The following is a 12,700-nucleotide window of genomic DNA, read 5'->3' as shown; positions in this document are numbered from 1 at the left end:
GTTCAGCGCTTGGGCGTGATGTCTTTCATCTCTCGCGGGCCGAGATCGGCGCCGTCGTCGCCAAAATGGTCGAGGATGAGATTGGCATTGCGCCGGTGCGATTTGAAGTAGACGTCGAAGATGTCGCCGAGAAGCGGCACAGAGCCGACGATCGTGTCGACGCCGACATTGCCTGCCATCGCGAGAAGCTTGTGCGTGGGCAGGCCCAGGCGGCGCGCCTCGTTGATCATGTAGAGGCCGACCAGACCGCCCGCGGCGTCGCCGATACCGGGAACAAGGCCGAGCACCGAATCCAGTCCGAAGCGCATGCGGGTGAAGGGAATGCCGACCGCGGTGTCCATCAGCCGGGCGATCCTCGCGATGCGTCGAAGCCTCCGCAGCCGCCCCTCCCGGTCGAGATCTGCAAAGTCGTCCTTCGGCATGGTCCTGTCGATCATCTGTTGCTCCTGGCTTGCGTTATGCAACTCGCCGGGGATTGGAAGGTTCATTCTCCGCTTCCTGCCGTACGCAACCAATCCTTATCCCGCAACGCACCATGATGGAGCCGCAGTGTTGGTTCCTAACCCTCGCTGCGGGGGCAGGGGCTGTCGGCCGCTACGGGGAGATGCGTCTTGGAAGAAGCGGCGGCGCACGGCACAGGTCTGGTCCAGGTGGCCTTCGTCATCGTCGTCGCGGTGACGGCCGGGCTGTTTCTGATGCGCCTGAAGCAGCCGCCGATGGTCGGCTTCATTCTCGCAGGCGTCGCTCTCGGGCCGACGGGTCTCGGCGTGATCGGCGATTCCGCCAATGTATCGGCCCTGGCCGAAATGGGCGTCCTGATGCTCTTGTTCTTCATCGGCATGGAGTTGTCGCTGAAAGCTTTCGTGCAGACGCTGAAGCCGGCGATGAAGATCGCGGGCGGCCAGCTTCTGGCGGCGATGGCGATCTCCTTCGGCCTGAAGGCCGTCTCTTCCGCGACCTATCCCGAGGCCATCATCCTCGGGTTCATCATCGCTCTGTCGTCGACGGTGGTGGCCATGAAGGTGCTGGAGGAGATCGGCGAGCTGAGAACCGATGTCGGCCGGATCACCGTCGGCGTCCTCATCGCGCAGGACATCGCGGTGGTTCCGATGCTGATCCTGGCGACGTCTCTGGGCGGGAGCAGCGAGGCCAGCTGGCTCGGCATCGTCGTCAAGATCGCGGTGGCCGTCGGCCTCTTGGCGGTGCTGCTCTGGTATCTCGGGCGCCGCCCCAAGTTGCGATGGTCGTTCGCCGCGGCGGTCGAAAACAATGTCGAGATCCTGGCGCTCGGCTCTATCGCCTTCTGCTTTGCCGCCGCGTCCATCTCGGGCGTCCTTGGCCTGTCGCCGGCCTATGGCGCCTTCATCGCAGGCCTCGTGATCGGCTCGTCGACGCTGCGCGGCAGGGTCATCCCGGTGATCGAACCGATCCAGAGCGTTCTTCTCGTCGTCTTCTTCCTGTCGATCGGCCTCCTGATCGATCTGACCTTCATTGCCGAGAACTGGCGCCTCGTCCTGATCGCCTCGCTGTTCGTGGTCGTCGCCAAGACGGTGTTCAACATCGCCCTCATCAGGCTGGCCGGCCTACCGCACAAGACGGCGGTGGAGGCGGGGCTGGCGATGGCGCAGATCGGCGAGTTCTCATTCATTCTCGCGGCCGCCGCCTTCGCTTCCGGGGCGATCGGCGACGACGTCTACCGCCTTGCCATCGCAGTGACGGCGGTGACGCTTCTGGTCTCGCCGGCATGGATGTTCATCATGCGGCGGATCGAGGGCGAGGCCCGTTACGGAATCACCGAGTTTCGCAAGGCGCTGGCCGAAGTCTACGCCGCCCCGCGGTCCCAGATGGGGCGGGGCAGGGATGCCGCCGAGGACGTCTGGCAATGGCTGCGGCTGCGGGTTCGGGCGATCAAGCGGGCACGGCGCCGCCAGCGGCTGAGACGGGCTGCCGGCCGGTCCGCGATGGACGGGCGAGGCGAGGCCTTGCCAAAGGAGCCGGCGGCGCACGCCGAAACATGGCCTCGACATGTCGGCGAGCGCGGCGCCCGGACCCCGGACCTGTTGTCGTGACGGTGCCGGAATAGACCGAAGACCGGGAACAGCATCGACAGGAAGCGGACTTGACGCGCCCTATCTAAGATATATCTTAGAGCTCCAAGATACATTGGAGCGATCGTACATGTTTGGATATCATCATCACTCCCATTCTCCCCTCAGCCGCGGTTGCCGGGATGATCGGCACGCCGGCCCTCATGGCCCCCGCCGGGGCGCGGACGAGCCGCCGCGCGGATTTGGTCGAGAGGGGCGCCGTCAGCGTGTCTTCGACGGCGGCGAGCTTCGGCTCGTGCTGCTGAAGCTGATCGAGGAGCAGCCCCGGCATGGCTACGATCTCATTCGCGAGATCGAGGCCCGCAGCGGCAAGGCCTATGCACCCAGCCCCGGCGTCGTCTATCCGACCCTCACTCTGCTCGGCGATATGGGCCTGGTCGAGGAGCAGAAGTCGGACGGCGCGCGAAAGCTGCTCGCCATCACCGGGGAGGGGCGCCAGCATCTCGCGGACAACCGCGATGCGGTCGACGTCGCCATGGCACGGCTGGCGGCGCTCGCGCAGTTCAGCGAAAGGACCGATTCCGCGCCGATCCGCCGCGCGATGCAGAACCTCAAAATGGCATTGCAGCAGCGGCTTGCAACGGCGAGCGCCGACAAGGAGATTGCCTTCGACATCGCTGCCATGATCGACGAGGTCGCGCGCAAGATCGAGAGGCTTTGACCATGGCCGAATCCGCCGCGCGCGTTCCGACCGCAAATGCCAGCCGATACCTGCAGCAACTCTGCAAGCACTGGGCGGACAAGCTCGATGTCACCCTCACGCCGGACGAAGGTACCGTGCGCTTCCCAGAAGCCGTTGGGGTCATGCGGGCAGAGCCGGAGGCCCTGGTGGTCGGCATCACGGCAGACGATCCGGCCCGTCCTGGAGCGCATGAAGGGGGTCGTCGCGACGCATCTCGATCGCTTCGCCTTCAGGGAGGCGCCGCTCGGCTTCGAGTGGTCGTAGTCCTGCCCAGAGCGCCGGGCGAAGAAGTGGGAATCGGTTTTTCGCAGTATCCGGCGCGGCAATTTGAGAGCCAACGTTTCGCGCGATCCCCGAAAATTGCCCGAAACGCTAGCGGTAGACGAGAGTGATGCGCTGGCTCGCATCGCCGGTCAGCGCGAAGGACGTCTCGGCGAAGCGCGGCGCGGAGAATTTCGGCATGGCATCGTTGGAAACGGCGATACCCTCCTTCGGGATACCGATCAGGTTCGTGTCGAGCCGGCCATTGTCGTTCTCGTCGTGAAGCGCGGTGATGGCGAAGGTGCCGGGCTTAAGCCCCTCGAAGACGATCGAGCGGCCGAGTGCACCTGCGGGGATCTCGCGGCGTTCCGCGGTGCGCGACTTGGCGCAGTCGGGAAAGTTCTGGCCGTCCGACCAGAGGCAGATCGCCACCGTACCATCGGTGCTGCGGGCGCCCTCGATGGTGAGGGCGAGGTCCGCGGCGCAAGCCGGGGCCATATAGAGCGCGGAGCCGATGATTGCTGCCAGAATCAAACGCATGACGATTGTCTCCTTGCCGTTCGCCGGACGGGCGTAGGCGCCCGGCGGGCGGGGCGCAATCCAGATGCCGATCACGGTGTGGTGGGGTCATCGAGAGGCGTCAGCCTCGGCGGTCCGAGGCCGTGCCGGACCAGCATCGGCGCCCCGGCCCCGGCGGCAGACAACGCAGCCGGTCCGCTCGTACCTTGACGCGGCAGATGTCAGACTAGATGGCCGCCAGCAGGTCGGCCGTCGGCCAGCCATCGGCAGGCATGCCGAGCCGGATCTGTTCCTGCCGGACGGCATTGCGGGTGTTGCCGCCGAGAATGCCGTCGACCTTGCCGACCTCGTAGCCGCGCCCGGCAAGTTTCGACTGCAGCGCCTTCATCTCGTCGACGGAGAGGCCAGGCTGCGGCGAGCCCATGTCGACCGGCGGCGCGCCGGCGAGGCGGGTCGAGAAGTATCCGGCGGTCAGCGAGTAGACGAGCGAGTTGTTCCAGGCGAGGTAGACGTCGAAGTTGGGGAAGGCGAGGAAGGCCGGCCCGCCGCGACCCATCGGCAGCACCAGCGCGGCCGGGAGGGCGTCGCTCTCCAGCGCGCTGCCATCCGCCTTGGTGACCCCCAGCGCGGCGAATTCGCTGCGCGGCTCCTTGTTGACAAGAGCGGCGCGCTCCCAGGGGAAATTCTCCGGCACCGTCACCGCTTCGAGCCAGGGCTCGCCGGCGCGCCAGCCGAGTGACTGCATGAACTTCGCCGTCGTGGCCAAGACGTCGGGCGTATCGGAGAGGAGATCGACGGTCCCGTTGTTGTCGGCATCGGTGCCAAACTTCAGATATTCCTCGGGCAGGATCTGCGTCTGGCCGAGTTCGCCGGCCCAGGCACCCTTCATCTGCTCGGGAGCGAGATAGCCGGCATCGACGACGCGCATCGCGGCGATGAGATGCGGCCGGAAAAGCTCCGGACGGCGGCAGTCATGGGCAAGGGTCGCGAGCGCCGACAACGTGTTGAAGTCGCCAAGGACGGCGCCATAGTCGGTCTCAAGGCCCCAGAAGGCGGCGATGGCGGGGCCGGGGACGCCCGTCTCTGCCTCGATGCGGGTGAAGGTCGAGGCGTATTTCTGCAGATTGGCCTTGCCCTGCTTCAGGCGCGAGGCGTTGGCCATGCGGCCCGAAAATTCGCCCCAGGTCTGGCTGAAGACGCCCTGCGACCGGTCCCGGCTCAGAACCTTTGCATCCGGCGCGGAGCCGATGCGCGCCATCGAGCGCCGCACCGCGTCCTCGGAGATGCCTGAACCCAAAGCCTCCTGCTGGACTCCCGCCAGAAAGTTTCCGAAATCACCCCCGCAGCCCGCGGTCTGGGCGGAGGCGAGCGAGGGAACGGCAAGGGTCAGTGCGAGGGCAGCGGCGGCGCGGCGTGGAAACGGCATGGGCGGTCGGTCCTTCGGGAACGGCGGTCGTTGGAAATCGCGCGATCTTATCTCCAGACAAGATGGCGGTTTGAAGAACGCGAGCGTGTCCGGCGCGATCAACGCCCCCGCGGCCGGCGGGCCTTGACCCATTTCGCCCAATCGGCCCGCGACCCTGAGAAGGCGTTGCGGTCGACCTCGCCGCGAACGCCTGGCACCGACCCCGTCGCCGTGTACTGCCAGAAGCGGAAGGGGCGGTCGGTATAGACATTGCCCGGGAAATCCTTGACGGCGCGCAGCCAGAATTCGTGGCCCGCGAAGGTGCCGACAAGGCGATCACGGTGCACGTCGATGGGGGCGTAGATGACCGGGCGAACGCCGTAGTGGTTTTCGACCGTGTCGAGAAAGTCCTTCATCTCTGCGACGAGATCCTCGCGGGGCGGGCGTTTGGTGCAGGTCGGCGAATCGGGTGTCCATTCGACATCGAGCACCGGCGGCAGCGCCTCGGGGTCGCGCGGGACGTTGGCGATGAACCAGCGCGCCTGTTCGGCGCCGCTGCGGCAGTGGTAAAAGAAATGATAGGCGCCGCGGGGCATGCCGGCGGAACTCGCCGCCCGCCAGTTCGCCGCAAACTTGGAATCGACGCGGTCGCCCCCCTCGGTCGCCTTGATATAGGCAAAGGCGACGCCGCCCTTCACCGCTGCGTCCCAGTCGATCTCGCCCTGATACTTGGAGACATCGATGCCGTGCACCGGATAGCGCCGCGGGTCGGGATCCGTCGGGTCGGAGAGGCCGAGATCCGGTCCGTCGAGGCTCGCCGACGTGCATCCACCCAGGGCAAGGCCGACCAGGAGGATCAACGGGATTGCCCACATGCCGGCGAAAGACCGCCTGCGGGAGGCGGACAGGGGATCGGTCGGCGCTGGCATAGGAAACATCGTCAAAATCGGCACCTGTCGAGTGGCGGACTGTCTTGGAGTGGCGGCAGCCTTGCACGGGATGGTTAACGAGTTTCACCGCCTTGCCAAGCGGCGGCTGCTGAAGATGAGGGCTCTCATATGATGCAGCTGCGCAACAATTTGTCATCGCCCCGACGGGCGGCGTGGCGGAGCGCGCCTTATATTTGTTTTGGCAAGGCGCTCGAAGGCGCCGTCTGCCGCCCACTTGGCCCAAATCGAGGTGTATCCATGAACAAGCTTCTGCTCGTCAGCTTCGCTGGCGTCGTTCTCGCGCTCTCGGCCTGCTCCGGTTCGGACGACAATGCCGCGACCACGCCGCCGCCGGCGACAACGACCGCGCCTGCCACCGACACCATGGCGCCGGCAACCACCCCGCCCGCCACCGACACAACGACCGCACCCGCCAACTAAGGCGCGATCTCCGACGCGCGACGATCTCGCGCGTCGCTGCGCCTTGCTTTTTGGCGATCGCCTCCCGACTATGGGCGTCGCTTGACGATGTGGCGCGTTTTTCGCAAGGCGGGCCCAACCTTCAGCAAAGTGGCGGAATCACCTTTTGGTCGATTTCGGTCTCTAGGCACGAGAAGGCCGGGTAGGGTAGCGCCGTGGAAGACGCAATGCAGATCGTATGGAGTCTCGGTGCGCTGGTGCAGGCCCTGCCGTCGCAGGGCATGCAGACGCTGGATGCTCTCCTGGAACGCATTCACGCATTGTTTGACTCAGACAAGGAAAAGCGGCGTCAGGTTGCGTTTTCCGTTGCCATGATCGCCTTGTCGGCGAAGATGGCCAAGGCCGATGGCGTCGTCAGTCAGGCCGAAATTGCGGCGTTCCAGCAGATTTTTTCGATCCCCGCCGACGAAATGCGCAACGTCTTCCGCCTCTACGATCTCGCGAGGCGTGATATCGCGGGTTACGAGGCCTATGCGGCGAAGATGGCGGCGCTCTGCGACGAGGGCGAGCGGAGCTGCGCGTTGCTGGCGGACGTGCTCGACGGTCTCTTCCATATCGCCAAGGCCGACGGCATGGTGCATCCGCGCGAGTTGGCGTTCCTTCGCCAGATCGCCGTCGTCTTCGGACTGACGGAAGCGGAGTTCGCGTCCATCCGCTACCGCCATGTCGCGACCGGCAGTGACGGACCGTTCGCGGTTCTGGGTCTCGATCCGGGCGAGGGGACGGAGCGGGTGCGGGCCCGCTATCTAGAACTCGTCAAGGAAAATCATCCGGACCGCCTTGCCGCGCGGGGTGTCCCCGACGAATTCATGGCGATCGGCATCGAGCGGATGAAGGCGATCAACGCTGCCTATGCCATCGTCGCGAAGGGCCGCGCGCCATGATCGCCGATAGCGGGCTTGTCGATGGACTGCGCCCGTCGCCGAACTTCGGCGAGAGGCGCGGGCATTCCCGGCCAGAAATGCTGATCATGCATTATACGGGCATGGCCGACGGCGAAAGCGCGCTGCGCTGGATGTGCATGGAACGGAGCCAGGTATCCAGCCACTATCTCATCCAGGAGGACGGGGGGGTCGTCCAACTGGTCTGCGAGGCCGATCGGGCCTGGCACGCCGGAGCCGGCGACTGGCGGGGCCGGGACGACATCAATTCCCGATCGATTGGCATCGAGATCGTCAATCCCGGTCATGAGCATGGGTACCGGGCCTATCCGCCGGCGCAGGTGGCATCTGTCCTCGCACTCGGCCTGGACATCGTCGGGCGCCATGCGATCCCGCCCGAGAACGTGCTGGGCCATTCCGACGTCGCGCCGGGCCGCAAGCAGGATCCAGGCGAACTCTTTCCCTGGGCGGACCTTGCGGCCGCAGGCCTTGGCCATTTCGTCCGGCCGGAGAGGCTGAGCGGCGGTCGTTTCTTTGGCCGCGGCGACTCCGGCGAGCCCGTCGCAGCCTTCCAGTCGATGCTGGCCGCCTACGGCTACGGCATCGACCCGACAGGGGATTTCGACGAGCGCACGCGGGCGGTCACGATCGCCTTCCAGCAGCACTTCAGGCCGTGCAAGGTCGACGGGATCGCCGACATGTCGACGATCACCACCCTTTACAGGCTGCTGGGTGCGCTCGCCTCCTCACCGCTTGCGGCACAGGGCGGCAGTCGCGGCGCGATCCGTACGGCTTGACTTCGCCGGCCCCCCCGCCCAGGTAACGCGCGCCAGTCGGCTGGGCGACCGCTGCCGTCACATGTCGAAAGACGACGGGGGAGGAAAGTCCGGGCTCCACGGAGAAACGGTGCCGGGTAACGCCCGGCGGGGGTGACCCTAGGGAAAGTGCCACAGAAAATAAACCGCCCCGCCTGCGGTTCGCTCGCCGCCATCGGACGCCCGCATGGGCTGACATGGGAGAGGAGCGAAGCGCTGGCGGGGTAAGGGTGAAACGGTGGGGTAAGAGCCCACCGCACCCCTGGCAACAGGGGTGGCAGGGCAAACCCCACCGGGAGCAAGACCGAATAGGGACGACGTGGCGGGAAACCGCCAGCCTTTCTCCGGGCCGGTCGTCCGGGTGGGTTGCTCGAGGCGGCGCGCAAGCGCTGTCCCAGAGGAATGGTCGCCCGGCAGTTCGCTGCCGACAGAACCCGGCTTACAGGCCGACTGGCATCTCCCTTTGTCCTTCGCTCCCCTGTTCGTCGGACGCGGGTCCAGATGCCTTTGGCTGGCAAAATAATTTGCAGCCATCCCTTACGATCTTCAACCTTCAATTGCAGGGACTGTTCACGCATGTGAACGGCACGCCAGCGGCACCTCCTTGTTTTATCGAAGCGATTCCGGATGTTCTACTTACGGTCTCACCCGCGGACGAGTGCAGTGCACGCTCCGGTCGATCGGGCAGGCGCAAGGGGTGCGCCAATCCAAATATCCGAATATTAATAGGCCGTTAAGGTTATCAGGCCATGATTATCAGGTGCTCCATCCCATGCCTGGTGTGGCCCAATCCCATTGACGCCCATATGGTCCCATGTTATCCCTCGACCCGTCAGAACAGCGCTCTTTCGCGCCCTTATCACGTCCTTATCGATGCAACTCCGAAGAGATCGGAGGGTGCGCCACACGCAGAGACGCGCGTGGCGGATGGTTAATTTTTGTCGGCGTTAGGCCGGACCGGCGGGGGCCGAGATGACATGGTTGCTGGCGGACGAATGGCGTGATGGACAGGTTCCTGTCCAACAGCGTCAACAATATCGACGCCAAGGGCAGGGTGTCGGTACCCGCCGCCTTCCGCCAGATTCTTGCGCAGCGCGGCTTCAAGGAGCTTTACGCCATGCAGTCGCTCGGCAGTCCGGCGATCGACGTCGGCGGCATGGACCTGCTGCAGCGATACGAACAGCGACTGGAAGCGGAAGACCCGTTCAGCGAAGCCTATGCCGACATGTCGCTCTTCACCTACGGGGACGGCGCCTTCCTGAAATTCGACCAGGAAGGGCGGATCACGGTGAACGACTTCGTCCGCGCCCATACCGGCATCACCGACAAGGTGACCTTCGTCGGTCGCAACACGTTCTTTCAGCTCTGGGAGCCGGCGCAGTTCGAAGCGCACAGGACCGAGGCGCGCGCCCGTCTGCTGGCGATGCGGGGCAGTGCGTCCGCGTCGAAGGCGGCGCCGGAATGATGGTGCACGTCGGCGAGGGAGAACTCCACGGCGAGGGCGGACCCTTGCGCCACATTCCGGTGCTTCTCGACGCCGTCGTCGCCGCGCTTGACCCTGCGCCCGGCCAGTGGATCGTCGACGGCACCTTTGGCGCCGGCGGTTATTCACGCGCTTTGCTGGCCCGGGGAGCCGGCGTCATCGGCATCGACCGCGATCCCGGCGCCATCGAGACGGCGACCGTCATGGCAGAGGCCTCGGCTGGTCTGCTCAAGCCCGTGCACGGCCGGTTCGGCGATCTCGACGAGATCGCCCGCGAGCAGGCGGGCGGGCTCGTGGACGGCGTGGTTCTCGATATCGGCGTCTCCTCCATGCAGATCGACGAGGCGGACAGGGGGTTCTCTTTCCAGAAGGACGGCCCGCTCGACATGCGCATGAGCCGTTCTGGTCCGAGCGCTGCCGACGTCGTCAACCGGCTGAAGGTCGGTGACCTCGCCCGGGTGCTGAACTTCCTTGGCGAAGAGCGCCAGGCCGGCCGGATCGCACGGGCGATCGAGGCGCGGCGCGCCGAGCGGCCGTTCGAGCGGACGCTCGATCTTGCCGGTCTCGTCCTCAAGGTCATCGGGCGCGCGCCGAAGGATCGCATCGATCCGGCGACGCGCACCTTCCAGGCGCTGCGGATCTTCGTCAATGACGAACTCGGCGAACTCGTGCGGGCGCTCATCGCTGCCGAGAACGTGTTGAAGCCCGGCGGGCGGCTGGCGGTCGTGACCTTCCATTCGCTCGAGGACCGGCTGGTCAAGCGCTTCTTCCGCGAGCGCTCCGAGCAGGATTCGGGCTCGCGGCATCTGCCCGACATGGCTGCCAAGCCTCTTACATTCGTTTCGCGCAACAAGCCGGTCACGGCCGACGATGCCGAGATCGAGGGCAATCCGCGCTCGCGCTCGGCCAAGCTGCGCGCCGGCACGCGAACGGACGCCGCCCCGCGCGACGTCCGCTCAGCAAGCCTCTTTGCCGATCTGCCGTCGCTTGCCGACCTACCCGATACAGGAGCCTGAGAGATGCTGAAGACGATCGACATCGTTCTCATCGCCATCATGATCTCGGCCGCCGCCTGGACCTTCAAGATCAAGCACGAAGCCGAGCTGATCGAGGATCAGGTCCACGTCGTCGAGAGGAAAGCGTCTCTCGAGCGCGAGACCATCGCGCTTCTGGAGGCCGACTGGAGCCTGCTGAACCAGCCGGACCGGCTGCAACAGCTCGCCGAGGCCTTCAAGGCCGATCTGGCGCTGGAGCCGCTACGGCCCGAACAGATCGTCGAGCCCGATGAACTTCCTGCCGAGCCAATCAATCTTGTCCCGAACGGGACCGACACCCTCGGTGGCTACGCCGACAATTCCAAGAGCCTGGTACGGTAATGATCAAGCTTCCCAAGCTCCCCCGCCGCCTCTCTTCTCTCGGCTCAGGCGACGCCGCGCCTGCACAGGCGACCCCGCAGGGCCGTAGCTTCTCCCGGCGCCGGCCGATCGAGGCGCCCCGCAACCGGCAACGCTTCATCATCGCCATCGGCCTGTTCTGCTCCGTCTACGCGATCATCGGCGGTCGGTTGGTGATGTGGGGCAGTCTGCCGAACGACGGGGGCGCCTATCAGGCCAGGGCGCAGGTCGTCGCGGCCCGACCTGACCTCGTCGACCGCAATGGCCAGGTGCTGGCCACCGATATCAAGACGGCCTCGCTGTTTGCCGAGCCGCGCCGCATCGTCGATCCGGACGAGGCCGGCGAACTCCTGCGCTCCGTCCTGCCCGATCTCGACGCCAAATACCTGCACACGCGGCTGGCCAGCGACGCCGGCTTCGTCTGGCTGCGTCGCGAGCTGACGCCGCGCCAGCAGCAGGAGATCTTTGCTCTCGGTATTCCCGGCATCGGATTCCGTACCGAAAAGCGCCGCTTCTACCCCGGCGGCAACACGGCTTCGCACATCGTCGGTGCCGTCAATGTCGACAACCAGGGCATTGCCGGCATGGAGAAGTATGTCGACGACCAGGGACTGCGCGAGATCCAGAACCTCGGTCTGGCCGCGAGCAGCGAACTCGAGCCGGTGAAACTGTCGATCGACCTGCGCGTCCAGCACATCATGCGCGACGAACTGGCGGCCGCGATCGTGCGCTACCGGGCGATCGCAGCCGCGGGGATCATCCTCGATGTGACCACCGGCGAAGTCGTCGCCATGGTGTCGATGCCGGATTTCGACCCGAACAATCCGGTCGAAGCGCTGAAGAAGGAAAATCTGAACCGCATGTCGGCGGGCCTGTTCGAAATGGGCTCGACCTTCAAGAGCTTCACCACGGCGATGGCCCTCGATTCGGGTCTGGTAAAGATCACCGACGTCTTCAGCACCGAGCCCTTCCGCGTCTCCGGCTTCACCATCAAGGAATTCCACAGCAAGCACCGGCCACTGACCGTGCCGGAAATCTTCCAGTACTCGTCCAATGTCGGCTCGGCCCGAGAGGCCGACATCGTCGGCATCGAAGGTCACAAGGCCTTCCTGACCAAGATGGGCCTCCTGTCGCGGATACAGACGGAACTGCCGGAAGTGGCGACGCCGACCCAGCCCAAGCAGTGGAAGAAGATCAATTCGATGACGATCTCCTACGGCCATGGCATTTCGACGACACCGCTGCAGACGGCCGTCGCCGCCGCGGCGCTGATGAACGGCGGTTACCTGATCCCGCCGACCTTCCTTCCCCGCAGCGTCGAGGAAGCGCAGAAGCTGGCCGTGCCGGTGATCAGCAAGCAGACCAGCGACGAGATGCGCTACATGTTCGAGCTGAACGGCGAGCACGGCTCCGGCCGCCAGGCCCTGGTGCCGGGATACCGTGTCGGCGGAAAGACGGGCACGGCTGAAAAGGTGGTCAACGGCCGCTACATCGGCAACAAGCGCTTCAACGGTTATCTCGCTGCCTTCCCGATCGACGCGCCGCGCTATGTCACGCTCGTCGTGATTGACGAGCCGCAGCCCGTCCCGGGCTCCGGACAGGGCGCCACGGCTGCCTCGAACGCGGCACCGGCGGCCGGCGCGATCATCCGCCGCTCCGCGGCGCTGCTCGGCGTGAAGCCCGATTTCGGCGATCGGGGAAAGTCCTTGCTCGTCTCCTACTAACGGCTAGAACGGGTTGGGG

Annotated in this window: 14 protein-coding genes, 1 other RNA gene and 1 pseudogene; 12 read left to right on the top strand and 4 right to left on the bottom strand. The window is 65.6% G+C overall.

The features are described 5' to 3' along the window. Positions 1 to 2: 2 nt before the first annotated feature. A complete protein-coding gene (locus tag Sa4125_RS15720; RefSeq protein WP_223999292.1) occupies positions 3 to 437 on the bottom strand; it encodes a DUF4112 domain-containing protein in 435 nt (144 codons plus the stop codon). Positions 438 to 611: 174 nt separating this feature from the next. On the opposite strand from Sa4125_RS15720, the gene Sa4125_RS15715 reads away from it, so the two are divergent. The 4 genes and pseudogenes from Sa4125_RS15715 to Sa4125_RS15705 all read left to right on the top strand — a co-directional run bounded on the left by Sa4125_RS15715 (position 612) and on the right by Sa4125_RS15705 (position 3,054). Beyond that, complete coding sequence (locus Sa4125_RS15715; protein ID WP_223999290.1) at positions 612 to 2,069, top strand: cation:proton antiporter; 1,458 nt, start codon at positions 612 to 614, stop codon at positions 2,067 to 2,069. A gap of 274 nt (positions 2,070 to 2,343) precedes the next feature. Beyond that, the gene (locus Sa4125_RS15710) at positions 2,344 to 2,769 is read left to right on the top strand and encodes a PadR family transcriptional regulator (RefSeq protein WP_223999288.1); all 426 of its coding nucleotides are present in this window, start codon (positions 2,344 to 2,346) and stop codon (positions 2,767 to 2,769) included. A gap of 2 nt (positions 2,770 to 2,771) precedes the next feature. Further along, positions 2,772 to 2,909: pseudogene (locus tag Sa4125_RS24330) on the top strand (DUF2218 domain-containing protein); the annotation flags it as partial. Further along, positions 2,857 to 3,054: a DUF2218 domain-containing protein gene (locus tag Sa4125_RS15705; RefSeq protein WP_345944342.1), complete on the top strand. Its 198-nt coding sequence runs from the start codon at positions 2,857 to 2,859 to the stop codon at positions 3,052 to 3,054. The pseudogene Sa4125_RS24330 and the gene Sa4125_RS15705, both read left to right, overlap by 53 nt. 108 nt (positions 3,055 to 3,162) lie before the next feature. Here Sa4125_RS15705 and Sa4125_RS15700 read toward each other — a convergent pair whose 3' ends face one another. From Sa4125_RS15700 to Sa4125_RS15690, 3 genes are all read right to left on the bottom strand, one after another. After that, on the bottom strand, positions 3,163 to 3,591 hold the full coding sequence (locus tag Sa4125_RS15700) for a DUF2141 domain-containing protein (protein ID WP_223999287.1): 429 nt from the start codon (positions 3,589 to 3,591) through the stop codon (positions 3,163 to 3,165). Between the two features lie 205 nt (positions 3,592 to 3,796). After that, entirely contained in the window at positions 3,797 to 4,996 is a 1,200-nt protein-coding gene (locus Sa4125_RS15695; protein ID WP_223999286.1) for a lytic murein transglycosylase, read from the bottom strand. A gap of 98 nt (positions 4,997 to 5,094) precedes the next feature. Next, positions 5,095 to 5,835 carry a GH25 family lysozyme gene (locus Sa4125_RS15690; protein ID WP_345944282.1) on the bottom strand — a complete coding sequence of 247 codons (741 nt, stop codon included), beginning with the start codon at positions 5,833 to 5,835 and terminating at the stop codon, positions 5,095 to 5,097. A 327-nt stretch (positions 5,836 to 6,162) separates the two neighbouring features. Here Sa4125_RS15690 and Sa4125_RS15685 point away from each other — a divergent pair, with 327 nt between their 5' ends. The 8 genes from Sa4125_RS15685 to Sa4125_RS15650 all read left to right on the top strand — a co-directional run bounded on the left by Sa4125_RS15685 (position 6,163) and on the right by Sa4125_RS15650 (position 12,681). After that, positions 6,163 to 6,345: a hypothetical protein gene (locus Sa4125_RS15685; protein WP_223999285.1), complete on the top strand. Its 183-nt coding sequence runs from the start codon at positions 6,163 to 6,165 to the stop codon at positions 6,343 to 6,345. Positions 6,346 to 6,551: 206 nt separating this feature from the next. Then, on the top strand, positions 6,552 to 7,268 hold the full coding sequence (locus tag Sa4125_RS15680; protein WP_223999284.1) for a DnaJ family molecular chaperone: 717 nt from the start codon (positions 6,552 to 6,554) through the stop codon (positions 7,266 to 7,268). Next, positions 7,265 to 8,062: an N-acetylmuramoyl-L-alanine amidase gene (locus Sa4125_RS15675; protein ID WP_223999283.1), complete on the top strand. Its 798-nt coding sequence runs from the start codon at positions 7,265 to 7,267 to the stop codon at positions 8,060 to 8,062. Before Sa4125_RS15680 ends, Sa4125_RS15675 begins: the two co-directional genes overlap by 4 nt. A 32-nt stretch (positions 8,063 to 8,094) precedes the next feature. Further along, positions 8,095 to 8,538: RNase P RNA component class A (gene rnpB / locus Sa4125_RS15670), an RNA gene on the top strand. Positions 8,539 to 9,083: 545 nt separating this feature from the next. Further along, positions 9,084 to 9,545, top strand: a complete 462-nt coding sequence (gene mraZ / locus Sa4125_RS15665) for a division/cell wall cluster transcriptional repressor MraZ (RefSeq protein ID WP_224007847.1) — start codon at positions 9,084 to 9,086, stop codon at positions 9,543 to 9,545. Next, a complete protein-coding gene (gene rsmH / locus Sa4125_RS15660; protein ID WP_223999282.1) occupies positions 9,542 to 10,579 on the top strand; it encodes a 16S rRNA (cytosine(1402)-N(4))-methyltransferase RsmH in 1,038 nt (345 codons plus the stop codon). The genes mraZ and rsmH overlap by 4 nt, the downstream gene beginning before the upstream one ends. Positions 10,580 to 10,582: 3 nt before the next feature. Next, entirely contained in the window at positions 10,583 to 10,939 is a 357-nt protein-coding gene (locus Sa4125_RS15655) for a hypothetical protein (RefSeq protein ID WP_223999281.1), read from the top strand. After that, a complete protein-coding gene (locus Sa4125_RS15650; protein WP_223999279.1) occupies positions 10,939 to 12,681 on the top strand; it encodes a penicillin-binding protein 2 in 1,743 nt (580 codons plus the stop codon). Before Sa4125_RS15655 ends, Sa4125_RS15650 begins: the two co-directional genes overlap by 1 nt. Positions 12,682 to 12,700: the final 19 nt, after the last annotated feature.

This window comes from Aureimonas sp. SA4125, from assembly GCF_019973775.1.
GTDB lineage: Bacteria > Pseudomonadota > Alphaproteobacteria > Rhizobiales > Rhizobiaceae > Plantimonas.
Note: the sequence above shows the minus strand (reverse complement) of the source record. Positions and strands in the feature narration are given on the sequence as shown.